Annotated in this window: 18 protein-coding genes and 1 other annotated feature; of the genes, 6 read left to right on the forward strand and 12 right to left on the reverse strand. The window is 56.0% G+C overall.

Annotated elements, in window-relative coordinates:
* Position 1 precedes the first annotated feature (1 nt).
* The 4 genes from thrA to yjjY all read right to left on the reverse strand — a co-directional run bounded on the left by thrA (position 2) and on the right by yjjY (position 4,051).
* A complete protein-coding gene (gene thrA / locus ACOTZP_RS05770) occupies positions 2-2,464 on the reverse strand; it encodes a bifunctional aspartate kinase/homoserine dehydrogenase I (protein WP_022646997.1) in 2,463 nt (820 codons plus the stop codon).
* Positions 2,465-2,488: 24 nt separating this feature from the next.
* Positions 2,489-2,606, reverse strand: a sequence feature (Thr leader region).
* Positions 2,545-2,613 carry a thr operon leader peptide gene (thrL, locus tag ACOTZP_RS05775; RefSeq protein WP_015572623.1) on the reverse strand — a complete coding sequence of 23 codons (69 nt, stop codon included), beginning with the start codon at positions 2,611-2,613 and terminating at the stop codon, positions 2,545-2,547. (Overlaps the previous feature by 62 nt.)
* Positions 2,614-2,824: 211 nt before the next feature.
* Positions 2,825-3,511, reverse strand: coding sequence for a tRNA/rRNA methyltransferase (locus ACOTZP_RS05780; RefSeq protein WP_038415292.1), 687 nt, complete (start codon positions 3,509-3,511; stop codon positions 2,825-2,827).
* A 399-nt stretch (positions 3,512-3,910) separates the two neighbouring features.
* Entirely contained in the window at positions 3,911-4,051 is a 141-nt protein-coding gene (gene yjjY / locus ACOTZP_RS05785; RefSeq protein WP_001541509.1) for a protein YjjY, read from the reverse strand.
* A 95-nt stretch (positions 4,052-4,146) separates the two neighbouring features.
* On the opposite strand from yjjY, the gene arcA reads away from it, so the two are divergent.
* The gene (gene arcA / locus ACOTZP_RS05790) at positions 4,147-4,863 is read left to right on the forward strand and encodes a two-component system response regulator ArcA (protein ID WP_003856501.1); all 717 of its coding nucleotides are present in this window, start codon (positions 4,147-4,149) and stop codon (positions 4,861-4,863) included.
* Between the two features lie 48 nt (positions 4,864-4,911).
* Here arcA and creA read toward each other — a convergent pair whose 3' ends face one another.
* Positions 4,912-5,382 (reverse strand): protein CreA, encoded by a 471-nt coding sequence (gene creA, locus ACOTZP_RS05795; RefSeq protein ID WP_271075382.1) that lies wholly within the window; start codon positions 5,380-5,382, stop codon positions 4,912-4,914.
* Positions 5,383-5,596: 214 nt separating this feature from the next.
* Between creA and robA the strand changes: the two genes are divergently transcribed.
* Positions 5,597-6,466, forward strand: coding sequence for an MDR efflux pump AcrAB transcriptional activator RobA (gene robA, locus ACOTZP_RS05800; protein WP_022646995.1), 870 nt, complete (start codon positions 5,597-5,599; stop codon positions 6,464-6,466).
* Here the strand turns inward: robA and gpmB are convergent.
* Positions 6,463-7,110, reverse strand: a complete 648-nt coding sequence (gene gpmB, locus ACOTZP_RS05805) for a 2,3-diphosphoglycerate-dependent phosphoglycerate mutase GpmB (protein WP_271075383.1) — start codon at positions 7,108-7,110, stop codon at positions 6,463-6,465. The genes robA and gpmB overlap by 4 nt on opposite strands.
* A gap of 48 nt (positions 7,111-7,158) precedes the next feature.
* On the opposite strand from gpmB, the gene yjjX reads away from it, so the two are divergent.
* A complete protein-coding gene (gene yjjX / locus ACOTZP_RS05810) occupies positions 7,159-7,674 on the forward strand; it encodes an inosine/xanthosine triphosphatase (protein WP_022646994.1) in 516 nt (171 codons plus the stop codon).
* A gap of 27 nt (positions 7,675-7,701) precedes the next feature.
* On the opposite strand, the gene trpR is transcribed toward yjjX, so the two are convergent.
* Both trpR and sltY read right to left on the reverse strand, forming a co-directional pair.
* On the reverse strand, positions 7,702-8,031 hold the full coding sequence (gene trpR / locus ACOTZP_RS05815) for a trp operon repressor (RefSeq protein ID WP_003856511.1): 330 nt from the start codon (positions 8,029-8,031) through the stop codon (positions 7,702-7,704).
* Positions 8,032-8,086: 55 nt separating this feature from the next.
* Entirely contained in the window at positions 8,087-10,024 is a 1,938-nt protein-coding gene (sltY, locus tag ACOTZP_RS05820) for a murein transglycosylase (RefSeq protein ID WP_022646993.1), read from the reverse strand.
* 226 nt (positions 10,025-10,250) lie between these two features.
* On the opposite strand from sltY, the gene ettA reads away from it, so the two are divergent.
* Complete coding sequence (gene ettA / locus ACOTZP_RS05825) at positions 10,251-11,918, forward strand: energy-dependent translational throttle protein EttA (protein WP_014882470.1); 1,668 nt, start codon at positions 10,251-10,253, stop codon at positions 11,916-11,918.
* 128 nt (positions 11,919-12,046) lie between these two features.
* Here the strand turns inward: ettA and ACOTZP_RS05830 are convergent, their stop codons facing one another.
* Complete coding sequence (locus ACOTZP_RS05830) at positions 12,047-12,946, reverse strand: LysR family transcriptional regulator (RefSeq protein ID WP_271075385.1); 900 nt, start codon at positions 12,944-12,946, stop codon at positions 12,047-12,049.
* 107 nt (positions 12,947-13,053) lie between these two features.
* Here ACOTZP_RS05830 and ACOTZP_RS05835 point away from each other — a divergent pair, with 107 nt between their 5' ends.
* A complete protein-coding gene (locus ACOTZP_RS05835) occupies positions 13,054-14,055 on the forward strand; it encodes a zinc-binding alcohol dehydrogenase family protein (RefSeq protein WP_271075386.1) in 1,002 nt (333 codons plus the stop codon).
* A gap of 111 nt (positions 14,056-14,166) precedes the next feature.
* On the opposite strand, the gene nadR is transcribed toward ACOTZP_RS05835, so the two are convergent.
* From nadR to serB, 3 genes are all read right to left on the reverse strand, one after another.
* Positions 14,167-15,399 (reverse strand): multifunctional transcriptional regulator/nicotinamide-nucleotide adenylyltransferase/ribosylnicotinamide kinase NadR, encoded by a 1,233-nt coding sequence (nadR, locus tag ACOTZP_RS05840; protein ID WP_193129934.1) that lies wholly within the window; start codon positions 15,397-15,399, stop codon positions 14,167-14,169.
* Positions 15,400-15,434: 35 nt separating this feature from the next.
* Positions 15,435-16,820, reverse strand: a complete 1,386-nt coding sequence (gene radA / locus ACOTZP_RS05845) for a DNA repair protein RadA (RefSeq protein ID WP_003856523.1) — start codon at positions 16,818-16,820, stop codon at positions 15,435-15,437.
* A gap of 75 nt (positions 16,821-16,895) precedes the next feature.
* Positions 16,896-17,864 (reverse strand): phosphoserine phosphatase, encoded by a 969-nt coding sequence (serB, locus tag ACOTZP_RS05850; RefSeq protein WP_003856524.1) that lies wholly within the window; start codon positions 17,862-17,864, stop codon positions 16,896-16,898.
* A gap of 117 nt (positions 17,865-17,981) precedes the next feature.
* Here serB and ACOTZP_RS05855 point away from each other — a divergent pair, with 117 nt between their 5' ends.
* The gene (locus ACOTZP_RS05855) at positions 17,982-18,626 is read left to right on the forward strand and encodes a YtjB family periplasmic protein (protein WP_015572615.1); all 645 of its coding nucleotides are present in this window, start codon (positions 17,982-17,984) and stop codon (positions 18,624-18,626) included.
* Positions 18,627-18,652: the final 26 nt, after the last annotated feature.

The following is an 18,652-nucleotide window of genomic DNA, read 5'->3' on the forward strand; positions in this document are numbered from 1 at the left end:
CTTAAACTCCTAACTTCCATGACAGGGTACGCAGCAGATCGGCAAACACGCCCGCCGCCGTCACATCATTCCCTGCGCCATAGCCGCGAAGTACCAGCGGCAGTGGCTGATAATAATGGCTGTAGAACGCCAGGGCGTTCTCGCCGTTTTTCACCTTGTACAGCGGATCGTTGCCATCCACTTCGGCAATCTTCACGCGGCAGACGCCGTCTTCTTCAATATTGCCAACATAGCGCAATACCTTACCTTCATCACGGGCTTTCGCAACGCGGGCGGCAAAGGCGTCGTCAAGCTGCGGCAACCTGGCCATAAAAGCGCTGACGTCGCCGCTGTCATCAAATTCTGCTGGCAGCACCGGCTCAATCACGATATCCGAAAGCTCCAGCTCGCGGCCGGTTTCGCGCACCAGGATCAGCAGCTTACGCGCCACATCCATACCGGAGAGGTCGTCGCGCGGATCCGGCTCGGTGTAGCCCAGCTCGCGCGCGGCGCGGGTGGCTTCCGACAGGCTCATCCCTTCGTCCAGCTTGCCGAAGATAAACGACAGGGAGCCGGAGAGGATGCCGGAGAAACGCTGTAGTTCGTCGCCCGCGTTCAGCAGGTTTTGCAGGTTCTCGATGACCGGCAGGCCTGCGCCCACGTTGGTGTCATACAGAAACTTGCGGCGCGACTTGCTCGCCGCCAGACGCAGCTGGTGATAGTAATCCATCGACGAGGTGTTGGCCTTTTTGTTCGGCGTCACCACATGGAAACCTTCGCGCAGGAAATCCGCGTACTGATCGGCCACAGCCTGGCTGGAGGTACAGTCGACGATCACCGGGTTAAGCAGGTGATACTCTTTCACCAGACGGATCAGACGACCCAGGTTGAACGGCTCTTTCGCCTCTTCCAGTTCCGCCTGCCAGTTTTCCAGGTTCAGACCGTGGACGTTAGTCAGCAACGCTTTCGAGTTCGCAATTCCGCAGACGCGCAAATCGATATGTTTCTTCTTAAGCCACTCCTGCTGGCGCTTTACCTGCTCCAGCAGCGCGCCGCCGACGCCGCCGACGCCCACCAGGAACAGCTCAATCACCTGGTCGGTGTTGAACAGCATCTGATGCACCACGCGCACGCCGGTAGTGGCGTCATCGTTATCCACGACAACGGAAATTGAACGCTCTGATGAGCCCTGGGCAATCGCCACGATATTGATATTGGCCCGCGCCAGGGCGGCAAAGAATTTGGCGGAGATTCCGCGCAGGGTGCGCATGCCGTCGCCTACCACGGAGATCACGGCCAGACGCTCCTGAATAGAGAGCGGCTCCAGCAGCTCTTCTTTCAGCTCCAGGTAGAACTCTTCTTCCAGCGCGCGACGGGCGCGCAGGCAATCGCCCTGCGGGACGCAGAAGCTGATGCTGTATTCGGAAGAAGACTGCGTGATCAGCACCACGGAGATCCCATTACGGGACATGGCCGCAAACACGCGTGCCGCCATGCCAACCATACCTTTCATACCCGGGCCAGAGACGCTGAACATCGCCATGTTATTAAGGTTCGAAATGCCTTTTACCGGCAGGTCATCTTCATCAGCGCTGGCGCCAATCAGCGTACCCGGCGCCTGCGGATTACCGGTATTTTTAATCAGGCAAGGGATCTGGAACTGGGCAATCGGGGAGATGGTACGTGGGTGAAGCACTTTGGCGCCGAAGTAGGAAAGCTCCATCGCTTCCTGGTACGACATCGACTTCAACAGCCTGGCGTCCGGCACCTGGCGCGGGTCGCAGGTATATACACCATCAACGTCAGTCCAGATCTCACAACAGTCTGCACGTAAACAGGCCGCCAGCACGGCAGCGGAGTAGTCAGAGCCGTTACGCCCCAGCACCACCAGTTCGCCCTTCTCGTTACCGGCGGTGAAGCCTGCCATCAGGATCATGTGGTCAGACGGGATTTTGCTCGCCGCAATGCGGCGTGTCGACTCGGCAATGTCGACGGTGGATTCAAGGTAGTGTCCCACAGCCAGCAGTTTTTCAACCGGATCGATGACCGTCACGTGGTGACCGCGCGCTTCCAGCACGCCCGCCATGATGGCGATAGAGAGTTTTTCACCCCGGCAAATTAGCGCCGCGTTGATGCTGTCCGGGCATTGACCCAGCAGGCTGATACCGTGAAGGACATGTTTAATCTGGGCAAATTCGAGTTCAACGGTGGTTTTCAGCTGCGCCAGCGGGAAGCCAGGCTGGGCGTCTGCCAGCCCCTGAAGCAGTTCAGCGAAGATACGCTCGGCGTCGCTGATGTTCGGAAGTGCATCCTGGCCACCGATGGTTTTTTCAATCATCGCCACCAGGTGGTTCGTGATTTTTGCCGGGGCAGAGAGCACGGTAGCAACCTGCCCCTGCCTGGCGTTACTTTCCAGGATATCGGCAACACGCAGAAAACGCTCTGCATTTGCCACTGATGTACCGCCGAACTTCAACACTCGCATGGTTCTACCTCATTTCCTTTAGCCGAAAAAAAAGCCCGCACTGTTCAGGTGCGGGCTTTTTTCTGTTTTTCCTGTACGCGTCAGCCCGCATCGTTACCTGTGGTAATGATGATGGTTGTAGTAATGGTGGTGATGCTGATGCGTTTCATGGATGTTGTGTACTCTGTCATTATTATCTGTCTGTGCTCTATTCTTTTAGGGTTAAAGGATCGGACACCTTAAGTCAATGAATTTTTAATTTGATCACAATTCGGGACATTCTCACGTCCCGCTGCGTGCAGATTTATTTTCATCGGAATACCCCAGATGCAACCCCAGACATCAGCAGGATCGGCCATAATAAAAACCTATGACACTATTTTACTCGGCTAATTTTTTTTCAATATCATGAAGCAATCGGTGCAGCATTGCCGTGTCGCGCTGTTCAAGACGCCCCAGGCGCTGCTGTAACCAGTCCACCATTTTTTGATCGTCAGCGACGCCCAGTTGCTCGAGAAGCTTATCTGCACGAATACGCAGCGCCGCCAGCTGGTTTTCATCCGTTACTGACGCTGGCGGCTGAGAAATTTGTATTAAGGATGCTAATTGATAGCAGTACACCATCACCGCCTGCCCCAGATTGAGTGACGGATAATCCGCCACCATCGGCGCGCCCGTCAGGACGTCAGCCAGTTCCAGTTCTTCGTTAGTTAGCCCGGAATCTTCTCGCCCAAACACCAGCGCGGCTTTCTCCAGCCACTGGCTTTTTTCTTCCAGTAGTGGCACCAGTTCAGCAGGCGTGGCGTAATAATGAAACTTCGCCCGGCTGCGCGCGGTCGTCGCGACGGTAAACGAAATATCGTGCAGCGCCTCAGCGAGCGTAGCGTAAGTGGTTATATTATCGAGAATATCACCCGAACCGTGCGCCACCCATCGCGCAGCAGGCTCCAGATGCGCCGCGCTGTCTACGATACGCAAATCGGTAAAACCCATGGTCTTCATGGCACGCGCCGCAGCGCCAATATTTTCAGCTCTTGCTGGTGCCACCAGCACAATCGACAGATGCATTTATGCTCTCTTTTTAATCAGTTAGCAGGTAAAAATGTGATTCACTTCAACATATTACGCAGCACGAATTTACAATTTTGCAACACAAATCACCGAAATAGCGTTTCATAACAATTAAAAAAAGCTAAACTATTTTGTGGCTGAACAATCAGTTAGAATGTTAACAGAAGTCCATTATCCTTATGTTTTGTAATGATAATGACCTTATGAATACTCTTTTCCGATTGGATTCGTACCGTTTATCAATCAATGTCCGCAACTAGTTGGTTTATTGAAAAATTGTGACAAAGGCTAGCATTCAGCTACGATGATTTCATCAAACTGTTAACGTGCTACAATTGAACTTGATATATGTCAACGAAGCGTAGTTTTATTGGGTGTCCGGTGTCACTTAGCCTGTTATGTTGCTGTTAAAATGGTTAGGATGACAGCCGTTTTTGACACTGTCGGGTCCAAAGGGAAAGTACCCACGACCAAGCTAATGATGTTGTTGACGTTGATGGAAAGTGCATCAAGAACGCAATTACGTACTTTAGTCACGTTAAGCCGATCATGTTAATTTGCGACATGCATCAGGCAGGTCAGGGACTTTTGTACTTCCTGTTTCGATTTAGTTGGCAATTTAGGTAGCAAACATGCAGACCCCGCACATTCTTATCGTTGAAGACGAGTTGGTAACACGCAACACGTTAAAGAGCATTTTCGAAGCAGAAGGCTACGATGTCTTTGAAGCGACCGATGGCGCAGAGATGCATCAGATCCTTTCTGAAAATGATATCAACCTGGTGATTATGGATATCAATCTGCCGGGCAAAAACGGGCTTCTTCTGGCGCGCGAACTGCGTGAACAGGCGAACGTCGCGTTGATGTTCCTGACAGGCCGTGACAACGAGGTTGATAAAATTCTTGGTCTGGAAATCGGCGCGGATGACTACATCACCAAGCCGTTCAACCCTCGCGAGTTAACCATTCGTGCACGCAACCTGCTGTCCCGCACCATGAATCTGGGTACGGTCAGTGAAGAGCGTCGTAGCGTCGATAGCTACAAATTCAACGGCTGGGAACTTGATATCAATAGCCGTTCGCTGATTAGCCCGAACGGTGAGCAGTACAAACTGCCGCGCAGTGAATTCCGCGCGATGCTGCACTTCTGCGAAAACCCGGGCAAGATCCAGTCCCGTGCAGAACTGCTGAAGAAAATGACCGGTCGTGAGTTGAAGCCACACGATCGTACCGTTGACGTAACCATCCGTCGTATTCGTAAACATTTCGAATCTACGCCTGATACGCCGGAAATCATCGCCACGATCCATGGTGAAGGCTATCGTTTCTGCGGTGACCTCCAGGAGTAATCCTCCCGTCACGCAGTAAAAAACGGCGCTTTTGCGCCGTTTTTTTTATCAATGCCACGGCATAATCGGCACCGCGCTAATCGCGTTTTTCGGTGAGCCTTCCACGACTTTGTCGGAATAAGCCAGATAAGCCAGTGTGTTGCGCTTCGCGTCATAAAAACGGACCACCTGTAGCTTTTTGAACACCAGCGAGGTCCGTTTCTGGAATACAACGTCGCCCTGCGCTTTGCCGTTTTTAATTTTGTCACTCAATTCCACCGGACCAACCTGCTGGCAGGAGATGGCCGCGTCAGACGTGTCTTCAGCCAGCCCCAGGCCGCCTTTAATCCCGCCGGTCTTCGCCCGGCTGACATAGCAGGTGACGTTTTTAACGTCCGGATCGTCAAAGGCCTCCACCACAATTTTGTGGTCCGGCCCAAACATTTTAAACACGGTGTCCACGGAGCCAATTTGCTCCGCCTGTGCCACGCGCCCTGCCATCAGCGCCAGTGCTGCAAAGGCTAAAACCTTGTATTTCATATTGTTACCATTCATAAAAATTACGCTGAGCGATTATTCAACAGGTTAGATAAAAATGTAGCAAGATCACAGGATTAGAATATATCCGCACTTAAATCACCACAAAAAGCATTTATGCGCAAAAAAAACACTGAATGCTAAAACGTCAAAAAATGCTATTATCCGCTAACCTGTAAACAGGCACCTGCGGCAGTTTTAAGGATGAGGATAGTATATGGATCAGGCTGGAATTATTCGCGACCTGCTCACCTGGCTGGAAGGTCATCTCGACCAGCCTTTGTCACTGGATAATGTGGCGGCAAAAGCAGGCTATTCCAAGTGGCATCTGCAAAGGATGTTCAAGGATGTCACCGGTCATGCTATCGGTGCCTATATTCGCGCACGTCGTTTATCAAAGTCTGCTGTCGCGTTGCGCCTGACCGCGCGACCAATCCTGGATATTGCCCTGCAATATCGCTTCGATTCACAGCAAACCTTCACTCGCGCCTTTAAAAAACAGTTCTCGTTAACGCCAGCGCTTTATCGCCGCTCGCCGGACTGGAGCTCCTTTGGTATGCGTCCGCCGCTGCGTCTGGGCGAGTTTGCGATGCCAAAATATGAAATCATCACCTTGCCGGAAACGCACCTGGTCGGCACCACGCAGAGCTACTCCTGTTCCCTGGAGCAGATCTCCGAGTTCCGCCATCAGATGCGCGTTCAGTTCTGGCGCGAATTTTTAAGCCACGCTCCGGCGATCCCGCCGATTCTGTATGGCCTGAACGAAACGTATCCAAGCCAGGAAAAAGATGACGAGCAGGAAGTGTTCTATACCACGGCGCTGACGCCTGACATGGCGAACGGTTACATTCATGGCTCGAAGCCTGTCGTGCTGGAAGGCGGCGAGTATGTGATGTTCTCATACGAAGGGTTAGGAACGGGCGTTCAGGAGTTCATCCTGACCGTTTACGGGACCTGCATGCCGATGCTGAATCTGAATCGCCGTAAAGGTCAGGACATTGAGCGCTACTATCCGGCGCAAGATGCAAAACCGGAAGAAGGCCCTATCAATCTGCGTATGGAATTCCTGATTCCGGTACGTCGTTAACGCTGCAACTCATCCAGTGCAGGGGCATCAAGATGCGAAATGTCCCCTGCCATCTCAATCACCCACCCCGATGCCAGCCAGGCACTTTCCTGATAGTCGATACGGGAAATGGAACAGTTGCGCAGACGCAAACGGCGCTCGGCGTAAGCCGGCAGCCCCAGAATGGTACTCACCAGGCAACCCAGCGCGATACCGTGGCTCACCAGCAGCGGTCGGCTACCTGCCGGGAGTTTCAGGCACTCGGCCAGCGCGGCATGCATGCGCACGCTCAGCTCCTGCATGGATTCCCCCTCAGGGATGCGACCATCTTCAGTGCCGTTCACCAGCGTGCGACGCCAGCCTTCTTCGGTTTCCGTCAGCGTATCGATAGGGCGTTTTTCCAGCACGCCCATATCCAGCTCGCGCAGGCGCGGTTCAAGGGTCACGTCGCAGCCACAGGCATCGGCGATGATGCGTGCCGTCTGCTGCGTGCGGCCTAAATCACTGGAGATGACGTGAGTGATACCCAGCGTTCTGGCGCGTTCCGCCACCTGCCACGCTTGCTGCACACCTTTGTCGGTGAGAGGACTGTCTGACTGGCCTTGAATACGTCGCTCGGCGTTCCACTGCGTTTCACCGTGGCGAACAAGGTATACCTGTAACATGCTTTTTTTCCGTTATACTGCGATGAATTTTTTAAATCGAGCTTAATTATGCACCATGTTGTCTCTGCTACCACCAATCCTGCCAAAATTCAGGCAATTCTAAGGGCATTTGAAGAGATCTTCGGCGAAGGATCCTGCCATATTGACGCCGTCGGCGTCGAGAGCGGTGTGCCGGAACAGCCGTTTGGCAGCGAGGAAACACGCGCTGGCGCACGAAATCGCGTGGCGAATGCAAAAGCCGCCGCGCCAGATGCTGACTTCTGGGTCGCGATTGAAGCAGGTATCGACGAAGGGGCGACCTTCAGCTGGGTTGTCATCGAAAGCCGCGAGCAGCGCGGCGAAGCGCGTTCAGCCACGCTGCCGCTGCCGGAGGTCATACTGGAGAAAGTCCGCGCGGGTGAGGCGCTGGGGCCGGTAATGTCGCACTACACCGGCATTGATGAGATTGGTCGTAAAGAGGGGGCGATTGGCGTCTTTACCGCGGGCAAGCTCACCCGTTCGAGCGTTTACCACCAGGCCGTTATTCTGGCGTTAAGTCCGTTCCATAACGCGATTTATCGTTAAGTTTGTAGGCCGGATTAGGCGAAGCCGTCATCCGGCGTTTTTAAGCAATACCGCTTCCAGCCACTGACGCAGTTCAACCGGCGCCGACTTCAGGCTGTTTGAACCCCGGGTAATCGTCGCGATGCCCGCGCCCAGCTCGTTTTTCAGTTCACGCTGGCTCATTTCGCCACGCAGCAGTTCCTCAATAATGCGTACCCGTGTACCCAGCGCTTCACGCTCGTCTGGCGTCAGCATCAGCTGTAGCAAGGGTAAATGCAGATCTTTGTCGTAAGACTGGCGGAGCAACTCCACAAAACGAAGCCACTCCTGATGACGCTGTTCGGCCATGGCCGAGGAATACGGGGAATGCTGGGTCATGTTATGCTGCCTCTTGTACTCATTAGCGAGTACAGCATAACACAACCCGCGCCGATCAGTAACGTCTCTGCCACTCGGCATCGCTCATCAGGGCATCTTTCTCCCCCATGAAGTGCCGATAGTAGGCGTCATACGCCAGCACGTTCTTCACATATCCGCGCGTTTCCGAGAACGGAATGCTCTCGACGAACGCCACGGCGTCGAGTCGCCCTGCGCTGTTACCAAGCCATGTCCGCACGCGGCCTGGCCCGGCGTTGTACGCCGCTGACGCGAAGATGCGGTTATTACCGAACTGCTGATAGACGTACTGCAAGTAGCTGGTACCGATGTTGATGTTGGTCTCAGGATCCAGCAGCTGGGACGGGCTGCTGTAGCCTGGGATATTAAACATCTTCACCGTGTGCGTCGCGGTGCCCGGCATAATTTGCATCAGGCCGCTGGCCCCCACCGGCGAACGCACTTTCGGGTTCCAGGCGCTTTCCTGACGGGCAATGGCCATCGCGTAGCTTTGCGGAATATCTTTGCCGCTGGTGTAGCGATCGAACAGATCCTTATAAGCCAGCGGGAAACGCTCTTCGAGATGATCCCACAGCTTGCCGGCGATCGTCGCCTGCACGCTCAGATCCCACCAGCGATTATCAAACGCATAGCGGGCAAGCTGCGCCTTCTCGTCGGTGGTACGGCTGGTGACCAGGTTGGCCCATTCGCTGCGCGCGGTATTATCCAGATTCCAGTACATCAGCTCGCGCACGCGCGCCATTTCCGGACCCTGCGTCAGCGCCGGGTTCGCGTTGGCTGGCGCTTTGTCGATCTTCAGTGTGTACTCCTCGCCCAGACGCTGCGCCGCCGCCATCGGGTAGAAGCCGCGCTGCTGCATCAGGGAGTGGAGGATCGCTTTGGCTTCGTCTTCACGACCACGCTCCAGCAGCAGGTCCGCCTGCCAGTAACGCCATTCATCTTTCTCTTTAGCATCCATCGGCAGGCGCGCCAGCCAGGTATTGAGGCCACGACGATCGCCCGTTCCCAGCGCCATGCGCACGCGACGCTCCACCAGCGAGACAGAGTTTGAACGCATTACCGCGTCGTCACGCCAGCGCGCCTGTTCGTCGGTGACATCTGTTCCCATCAGTCGCCATGCCACAATATCGCGCAGTTCCTGGGTTTGATCGTCATTAAGCTGCTGGGCCTGCACCAGCTGCGGGATCATCAGCCGGGCGTTTTCCACATCCTCACGCGCCACGCTGGCAAAGGCCACCGCCGCCATCTGGCGGGTAAAATCGGTCGCGCCGGTGGTACGCGCAAACGTCAGCACGGTATTGGGATCGTTTGCCAGACTGATAACGGCAGAGGCAATGGTCTGATAATCCGCGGGCATCTGGCCCGCCAGCACGGTAACCAGCCGGGTGTTTCCGGCCTTCATCGCCAGGCGAATACGTTCCAGGTAAGAGAGCGGATCCTGCTTGCCCGAGGCGCGCCAGGCGCTGAACAGCGGGTCACAGGCGTTTGGCTGGCTTTTGCCCGTCAACCACAGCTCTTTCGCGCCGGTCCAGGCTTCCTCCTGCTGACCGGTCGCCCATTTCGCATAATAGTAATTACACTGCGCTTCCGTCGCGCCCGGCTTATCCGGGCTGAAAGCCAGCAGGCCGCGCCAGTCTTCGCGACGGGCCAGCTCGTTCACAAACCGGGACTTCAGGGTACGCGCAGGCGGCAGTGTCGGGTTCGCCTGAATGAAGTTATTTACGGTGACGGTCGGTTGATTCATGAGATCATCAGTGATCTGACGATACTCCAGATACGGATACAGCGGATAATCCTTCAGCGTCGGCATCAGCGCCTGCACGGTATCCATCTGCTTGTTGTCCCATGCCTGCTTAATCTGGGCATAGCGGTTACGTTGTTCATCCAGTGAATCGGCATGCACCGCCTGGCTTACCGCCATTACGCATACGCTGGCAGCCAGCAGACGCCAGACCACCCGTTTGGCTTTTTCCACAAGCTCTTCCTCATTGTTTTTCGTCAGTTGCAGCGTCTTGCCACGTTAAAGTTACCTCAACTTATGCTAACCAGGCATCCCACAACGCGCCACGTCATGGACACTTTTTTACCTTTCTTGCGCGTTTTAACACTCCCGACGTTCCTGGCTGGGATTAGGGCGTGAAAAAGGCTACACTTCGAGGCTGAAATTCATTCTCATCACGATAAAAGAGGCGAAGTCCAACGTGGCTCAATTCGTTTATACCATGCATCGTGTCGGCAAAGTTGTCCCGCCGAAACGTCATATTCTTAAAAATATCTCGCTGAGCTTTTTCCCGGGCGCAAAAATCGGTGTTCTGGGTCTCAACGGTGCCGGTAAGTCCACCCTGCTGCGCATCATGGCCGGCATCGATACAGACATCGAAGGTGAAGCCCGTCCGCAGCCTGGCATCAAGATCGGCTACCTGCCGCAGGAACCTCAGCTGAACCCGGAACACACCGTGCGTGAATCCGTTGAAGAAGCGGTATCCGAAGTGGTTAACGCCCTGAAAGGTCTGGATGAAGTGTATGCCAAATACGCCGAGCCGGATGCGGACTTCGACAAACTGGCCGCTCAGCAAGGCAAATTTGAAGAGATTATCCAGGCGCACGACGGTCACAACCTGAACGTGCAGCTGGAGCGCGCGGCAGATGCCCTGCGTCTGCCGGACTGGGATGCGAAAATCGCGAATCTCTCCGGTGGTGAACGCCGCCGCGTGGCGCTGTGCCGCCTGCTGCTGGAAAAACCAGACATGCTGCTGCTCGACGAACCGACCAACCACCTGGATGCGGAATCCGTGGCGTGGCTGGAACGCTTCCTGCACGACTTCGAAGGCACCGTGGTGGCAATTACCCACGACCGCTACTTCCTCGACAACGTGGCGGGCTGGATCCTGGAGCTGGACCGCGGCGAAGGCATTCCGTGGGAAGGCAACTACTCTTCCTGGCTGGAGCAGAAAGATCAGCGTCTGGCGCAGGAAGCGTCTCAGGAAGCGGCGCGCCGTAAATCTATTGAGAAAGAGCTGGAGTGGGTGCGTCAGGGCGCGAAAGGCCGTCAGTCCAAGGGCAAAGCCCGTCTGGCACGCTTCGAAGAGCTGAACAACACCGAATACCAGAAGCGTAACGAAACCAACGAACTGTTTATCCCGCCTGGAGCACGTCTGGGGGATAAAGTGGTTGAAGTGACCAACCTGCGTAAGTCGTACGGCGACCGCCTGCTGATCGACGATCTGACCTTCTCCGTACCGAAAGGCGCTATCGTCGGCATCATCGGTCCGAACGGCGCGGGTAAATCCACCCTGTTCCGCATGATGTCCGGTCAGGAACAGCCTGACAGCGGCTCTATCACCCTGGGTGAGACCGTGAAGCTGGCCTCCGTTGACCAGTTCCGTGACGCGATGGACAACAGCAAAACCGTGTGGGAAGAAGTCTCCGGCGGTCTGGATATCATGCGTATCGGCAACACCGAGATGCCAAGCCGCGCCTATGTTGGCCGCTTTAACTTCAAGGGCACCGACCAGGGCAAACGCGTGGGCGAGCTGTCTGGCGGTGAGCGTGGTCGTCTGCACCTGGCGAAGCTGCTTCAGGTTGGCGGCAACGTTCTGCTGCTCGATGAACCTACCAACGACCTGGACATCGAAACCCTGCGCGCGCTGGAAAACGCCCTGCTGGAATTCCCGGGCTGCGCCATGGTTATCTCGCACGACCGCTGGTTCCTTGACCGTATCGCAACCCACATTCTGGACTACCAGGACGAAGGTAAAGTGGAGTTCTTCGAAGGTAACTTCACCGAATACGAAGAGTACAAGAAACGCACGCTGGGCGCAGACGCGCTGGAGCCGAAGCGTATTAAGTACAAGCGTATTGCGAAATAAAAGCAAAACGGCAACTTCGGTTGCCGTTTTTTATGTTTGTTCCCTCTCCGCGTGGGAGAGGGCCTGGGTGAGGGCATCAGGCCGCACAGTGTGTAGGCCGGGTAAGGCGAAGCCGCCACCCGGCTTTTTTATTTGCCCACGTAATACCGCTTCACCTCATCAAACTGCATCGCAAAGTCGATATAGCTCATCAGCGCAGGCGAATTGAGCTTACGGCTCGGATAGGCCAGCCAGAGATCGTTCCCCTCAACGCGCCACTCCGGTAGCACCTTTACCAGCGCGCCCTTTTCGATTTTATCTTCCAGCAGGAATGCGGGTAACAGCGTGATCCCCGCCCCGGCAATGGCGCATTCTCGGGCGTACACCAGGTTATCCGTCATGTGGGCGTTATCTGGCAGGTAGCGGTAATCCTCACTCTCGCTTCGCAGAAGCCACTCCGACCATGCCCGGTGCGTAATGCAGCGGTGATCCACCAGCTGTCGGGGATGGATTAACGGCGCCCGACGTGCCATGTAGTCGGGCGAGGCCAGCATGTAGCGCGGACAGTGCCCAATCATGCGGCCAATCAGGGAAGAATCCTGCGGTTTGCCGGTGCGCAGCGCCACGTCAAAGCCCGACTCGACCAGATCCACCACATCGTCTGAAATTGATACATCCAGCGACACGTCAGGGTAGCGAAGCTGGAACTCGGCATTCATATGCGCCAGCAGCGTCGCGCCAATCCCTGCCGGACAGGTGATCCTCAGCCGTCCGCTGGGGTTTTCTCGCAGCCGCTGAATGGCATACTCCGCGCGCTCGCTGGCCGCCAGCATCTCGCGGCAGTGCACCAGATAGTGCTCGCCCGCAAACGTCAGGCTTATTCTGCGCGTCGTGCGGTTAAGCAGGCGGATCCCCACCTGCTGCTCCAGCTGGCTAATGCGTTGGCTGACGCTGGATTTCGGCAGTTCCGCCTTCTGCGCCGCCGCAGTAAAGCTGCCCATCTCAGCCACCAGCGCAAACAGCGCCATATCCTGTAGCTGTTTAAACATGATTGTTCACCCTGTACGAACGCTGAGTTCTTGATTGTCCATCTTATCATGCAGCTGACCACTTAATAGACTAGCCTCAACACAACGCATTCATTGAGGAGAACACCATGTCTGTTAAAGCCATTGCCGTTAACCCAGAAAATCCCTCCACCTTCGTTGAAATCACCCCGCCGATGCCGCAGCCCGGCGAGTACGATCTGCTGGTGGAGGTGAAAGCCGTCTCCGTAAACCCGGTGGACACCAAGGTACATGCAGGCATTGCTAAAAGCGGGCTGAAGGAGCCGCGCATTCTCGGGTGGGATGCCAGCGGGATCGTCAAAGCCGTCGGGGCTGGCGTCACCGGATTTAAACCGGGTGACGAAGTATGGTACGCGGGGGATATCACCCGACCGGGCAGCAATACCACGCACCAGCTTATCGATGCGCGCATTGTCGGGCACAAGCCTGCAAACCTTGGCTGGGCCTCTGCGGCAGCACTGCCGCTGACGGCGCTCACCGCGTGGGAAGGCCTGTTTGAACGGCTGAAGATTCAGTATGCCGACGCAGATAAAACGCTGCTGATAATTGGCGGCGCGGGTGGAGTCGGATCGCTGGCGATCCCGTTTGCGAAGCACAACAGCAAGGTGAAGATCGTCGCAACCGCCTCACGAGAAGATTCCGCCCGATGGTGTCGCGATCGCGGGGCTGACGTTGTCGTAGATTACCGCGACCTGAAGGGTGAACTGGCGAAACAGGGGCTCACCTTTGTGGATTACATTTTTATCCTCAACGACACCGACGGGCACTGGGATGCGGTCAGCGATCTGATTGCCCCTCAGGGACACATTTGTTCCATCGTTGAAAATGCGCATCCGCTAAACCAGGACAAGCTGAAGTCCAAATCTGCCGCCCTGCACTGGGAATTTATGTATACCCGCAGCATGTACCAGACCGCGGATATGGCGCGCCAGGGCGAGATTTTAAATGAGGTGGCGAAGCTGGTGGATAACGGCGTGGTGGAAAGCTCGCTCAGCGAAACGCTGCACGGGCTGAGCGTGGAAAGCATTACCGAAGCGCACCGCATGGTGCTGGAGGGGCATATGCGTGGGAAAGTGGTGGTTGAGTTCTGAGTGGTTTGTTCCCCCTCACCCTGCCCTCTCCCCACGGGGGAGAGGGTAAAGACAGCTCCGTGCGATCCCCTCTCCCCTTTGGGGAGAGGGTTAGGGTGAGGGGTAAGTTTTTTACCCCTGCTCACCCATCATCTCTTTCACCAGCTCGACGCAGCGCAGGAAACGGGTGTCGTAATCCGACTCTTCCACATGCACAAACGCAACGTTGTTCTCGTTAAGCATCTCCACCAGCATGGTCTGGAACTCACGCCTGTCCACCGAGCTGCCCAGGCTGCGCATGCCGTCGGCTACCCATGGGGTGTTGTTTTCCAGCAGGATAACCAGATCAAAGCGGTATTCGTCAATCAGCGCCTGCACAAACGGGTGCTCGCGCCCCTCGTACTTTTTGCAGAACGCCTGCGTGGTGACGAAATCGGTATCAATAAAGGCGACTTTATTGGCGTATTTCACCGCGAAATCAATGTACTGGGCATGACCAAGCGCGATTTTATCGTAGTCGGAATACTGTAATGCCATCTCGTCACCACCGAGGTGTGAGAAGACGTAATCGCGGCCATACTCCCACGCACTGGTGGTATTGAAGATATTCGCCAGCTTATTCACCAGCGTCGATTTCCCGCTCGACTCGCCGCCGAGGATCGCCACCGTACGCACGAAGAATGGCTTCACCTCGGTCGGAATGTAGTCCCAGTAGCGGAACGGGTTCTCGCGGATCTGCGCCCCGCTGATGTTCATAAAGGTGCGTTTAGGATCGATCAGCACGGTTTCGATGCCCAGATGCTCGCGGAACTGCGGCGCGTCGGACTCTTCAGAGGTGTAGATCCAGTTAGGTGCAATGCCCTTCTCTTCCATAAACGCTTTGATGCCGTTGCTCCACACGTCCCAACCGTGCGGGTACGGCTCCATGCCCTCTTCGTTAAAGGCATGAATACGAATATTTTTCTGATACTTAAAGGTCTGAAGCAGCCAGCGCAGGCGGTCCGGCACGGTGGGCTGCTGCGACATGGCGCTGTCTTCAAACAGCTGGCGATCGCGGGTTTCATCATAACCCATGATGATATGCAGCTCGTCGACCTGGCTACAGGCGCGCTGGATCAGATAGATATGCCCGGTATGCAGCGGGTAGAACTTACCGAACACCACGCCAATGTTCTTTTGCATCCGCGGAAATTCAAGCCCCAGAAAACGGTGCAGCGCTTCCAGCTTCTGCGCGCTGGGGCTTTTGATTTTGGCGTTCAGCAGTTGGCTCAGGTAGCCCTTGGTCATGCCGCTGGCGTCCGCTACCTGCTGTAACGTGCAGCCCTTCTGGCGGATAGCGGTCTTGATGTAGTCAAATGATGACATAAATTACGGTGCCTCCTGCAAAATCGAATACGTAATTATAAGTCGTCAAAGACATTTAACGCATCTGCGAGTTTTTTAACGCCAAAAACCTGCATCCCTTCCGGGATTTTTTTCGGCACGTTGGCGGCCGGAACAATCGCGCGGCGGAAGCCATGTTTTGCCGCTTCGGAGATACGCTCCTGACCGCTCGGCACCGGGCGAATTTCGCCCGCCAGCCCTACTTCGCCAAATACCACCAGATCCTGCGGCAACGGTCTGTCGCGCAGGCTGGAGACCATCGCCAGCAACAGCGCCAGATCCGCGCTGGTTTCCGTAACCTTCACCCCACCAACCACGTTGACGAACACATCCTGATCCGCCATTTGCAGGCCACCGTGACGGTGCAACACCGCCAGCAGGATCGCCAGGCGGTTCTGTTCCAGACCGACCGCCACGCGCCGCGGATTACCCATCATCGAGTGATCCACCAGCGCCTGAATTTCAACCAGCAGCGGACGCGTCCCCTCCCACAGCACCATCACCGAACTACCGGACGTAATTTCGTCGCCACGGCTCAGGAAGATGGCCGACGGGTTGCTGACTTCGCGCAGCCCCTGCTCGGTCATGGCAAACACGCCCAGTTCATTCACCGCGCCGAAGCGGTTTTTATGGCTGCGCAGGGTACGAAAACGGGAATCCGCATCGCCGTCGAGCATCACCGAGCAGTCGATACAGTGCTCAAGCACTTTCGGGCCGGCCAGCGAGCCGTCTTTGGTGACGTGGCCCACCATCACTATCGCTACGCCGCGCGTTTTGGCAAAGCGCGTTAAGTACGCAGCCGTTTCACGCACCTGCGCCACGCTCCCCGGTGACGACTGAATGTCCGCCATATGCATCACCTGAATGGAGTCGATCACCATCAGTTTCGGCTGCTCTTCTTCGGCGATCATGCAGATCTGCTCGATGCTGGTTTCCGAGAGCATATTCAGATTGCCGGTCGGCAGACCGAGGCGGTGCGCGCGCATCGCCACCTGCTGGAGTGACTCTTCGCCCGTGACGTACAGGGTTTTCATCTGTTCGGCGAGCTTGCAGAGCGTTTGCAGCAGCAGGGTCGATTTACCCGCGCCCGGGTTACCGCCGATCAGAATGGCGCTGCCCGGCACTACGCCACCGCCGAGCACGCGGTCAAATTCTTTGAATCCGGTTGAGAAGCGCGGCAGCGCCTCAAGGCTGATATCCGAAAGTTTTTGTACCTTCGACACGCCTGCATTGCCCGCATAGCCGCTCAGCCGTTCATTGCGGGCCACGCTCGGCGAAGCCGCCACACCACGCACTTCGGTGATGGTGTTCCAGGCATGACAGGCGCTGCATTGCCCCTGCCAGCGCGGATAATCCGCACCACATTCATTACAGACAAATGCGCGTTTTGGAGCTTTCGCCACGGTTTACCTCGTTATTTCTGTGCGGTCTGCGCGCCGGATAGCGCTGACGCTTACCCGGCCTACAAAAGCAGGCCGCTATTTTTGATTAATGCTGCCGGAGAGAATGCAGAACACGCCCATCAGGTCAGCATGACGGATAGTGACTTCCGTCTTTTCATTCACTTTCGGCTTGGCGTGGTAGGCAATACCCAGCCCGGCAACTTTGATCATCGGCAGATCGTTCGCGCCATCGCCGATGGCGACGGTCTGTTCGACCGGAATGGCGTATTTCTCCGCCAGACGCGTCAGCGTATTGGCTTTGTACTGCGCATCCACGATGTCGCCAATCACTTGTCCGGTGAGTTTGCCGTCCATGATCTCCAGCTCGTTTGCCACCACGGTGGTCAGACGCAGCTTGTCACGCAGGTAATCGGCAAAGAAGGTGAACCCACCGGAGGCAATCGCCACTTTCCAGCCGAGCGTCTCCAGCTTGAGCACCAGCTGCGTCAGCCCTGGCATCAGGGGCAGTTCATCGCGCACCTGACGCAAAATGTTAGCATCGGCCCCCTTCAGGGTCGCCACGCGCTGTCTCAGGCTGGCGGTGAAATCCAGCTCGCCGCGCATCGCGCGCTCGGTGACTTCAGCCACCAGCTCGCCGCTGCCCGCCAGTTTAGCAATCTCGTCAATACACTCGATCTGAATGGCGGTAGAGTCCATGTCCATCACCAGCAGGCCCGGCGTTTTCAGATGCGGGATCTTGCCGAGCGGGGCTACGTCCAGCCCGGCGTCGTGCGCCAGACGCGTGGCGCGCTGCGTCAGGGAACCCGCCAGGCGAATAACCTGATAATCTTCCACGCACCAGGCCGCAACGATGACCATCGCTGCGCCCAGTTTAGTTTGATACTGGGTGAGGCGTTGCTTATCCAGGCCGCGTCCGTACAGCAGCCAGCCGCTACGGCCAGCGTGGTAATCGAGAGGCATCACCTCATCGCCACTTAAAGAGAGCGGCAATCCTGGCCATAAAGAGACATCCGTTGGCAGGTCGCACCAGGTAATGTTCGGCATTGAAGCTCCTGTAATTTCGTTCGCGCCGGAAGGTTCCAGAGGGAAAATAACGCATGAGGCTACCCTGTAACCATCACTTCTGGCAACATTAAGCCGTAAATTTTAAGCAGGTGGAATATGGCTCGCGCAAAACTGAAATTCCGGCTTCATCGCGCCGTGATTGTCCTGATCTGTCTCGCACTATTAGTGGCGCTTATGCAGGGGGCATCCTGGTTTAGCCAGAATCACCAACGACAGCGTAACCCACAGTTTGAAGAACTGGCCCGTACGCTGGCGCGCCAGGTGACGCTCAACGTTGCGCCGTCTATGCGCACCGAAACGCCGGATGACAAGCGGATAGCGCAGGTATTGCGCCAGCTTACGGAAAACAGCCGCATTCTGGATGCGGGCGTGTACGATGAACAGGGCGACCTGATTGCCCGCGCGGGTGAGCATGTCGACGTGCGCGACAGGCTGGCGCTGGACGGCAAAAAAGCTGGCGGTTATTTCAATCAACAAATCGTTGAACCCATTCAGGGCAAGAATGGCCCACTCGGCTATTTACGTCTGACACTCGACACCCACACCCTGCCAACCGAAGCCAAACAGGTGGATAACACCACCAATATTTTGCGCCTGATGCTGCTGCTCTCGCTGGCGATTGGCGTGGTACTGGCGCGCACACTGCTGCAAGGCAAGCGCACCCGCTGGCAGCAGTCGCCGTTCCTGTTAACCGCCAGCAAGTCAGTTCCCGAAGAGGAAGAGAGCGAGAAGAAAGAATAGTGATAAAGTAGGCGGATGATTCGGAA

The sequence above is a fragment of the Enterobacter cloacae complex sp. SYL001 genome, from assembly GCF_049237025.1.
Lineage (GTDB): Bacteria > Pseudomonadota > Gammaproteobacteria > Enterobacterales > Enterobacteriaceae > Enterobacter > Enterobacter intestinihominis.

Bases quoted from the DNA above. Each gene is read 5' to 3' on its own strand.
- ACOTZP_RS05830 (WP_271075385.1), bottom strand. From the start codon at position 12,946: ATGTTTAAACAGCTACAGGATATGGCGCTGTTTGCGCTGGTGGCTGAG.
- nadR (WP_193129934.1), bottom strand. From the start codon at position 15,399: ATGTCATCATTTGACTACATCAAGACCGCTATCCGCCAGAAGGGCTGC.
- gpmB (WP_271075383.1), bottom strand. From the start codon at position 7,110: ATGTTACAGGTATACCTTGTTCGCCACGGTGAAACGCAGTGGAACGCC.
- creA (WP_271075382.1), bottom strand. From the start codon at position 5,382: ATGAAATACAAGGTTTTAGCCTTTGCAGCACTGGCGCTGATGGCAGGG.
- thrA (WP_022646997.1), bottom strand. From the start codon at position 2,464: ATGCGAGTGTTGAAGTTCGGCGGTACATCAGTGGCAAATGCAGAGCGT.
- ACOTZP_RS05835 (WP_271075386.1), top strand. From the start codon at position 13,054: ATGTCTGTTAAAGCCATTGCCGTTAACCCAGAAAATCCCTCCACCTTC.
- robA (WP_022646995.1), top strand. From the start codon at position 5,597: ATGGATCAGGCTGGAATTATTCGCGACCTGCTCACCTGGCTGGAAGGT.
- arcA (WP_003856501.1), top strand. From the start codon at position 4,147: ATGCAGACCCCGCACATTCTTATCGTTGAAGACGAGTTGGTAACACGC.
- ACOTZP_RS05780 (WP_038415292.1), bottom strand. From the start codon at position 3,511: ATGCATCTGTCGATTGTGCTGGTGGCACCAGCAAGAGCTGAAAATATT.
- yjjX (WP_022646994.1), top strand. From the start codon at position 7,159: ATGCACCATGTTGTCTCTGCTACCACCAATCCTGCCAAAATTCAGGCA.
- serB (WP_003856524.1), bottom strand. From the start codon at position 17,864: ATGCCGAACATTACCTGGTGCGACCTGCCAACGGATGTCTCTTTATGG.
- trpR (WP_003856511.1), bottom strand. From the start codon at position 8,031: ATGACCCAGCATTCCCCGTATTCCTCGGCCATGGCCGAACAGCGTCAT.
- ACOTZP_RS05855 (WP_015572615.1), top strand. From the start codon at position 17,982: ATGGCTCGCGCAAAACTGAAATTCCGGCTTCATCGCGCCGTGATTGTC.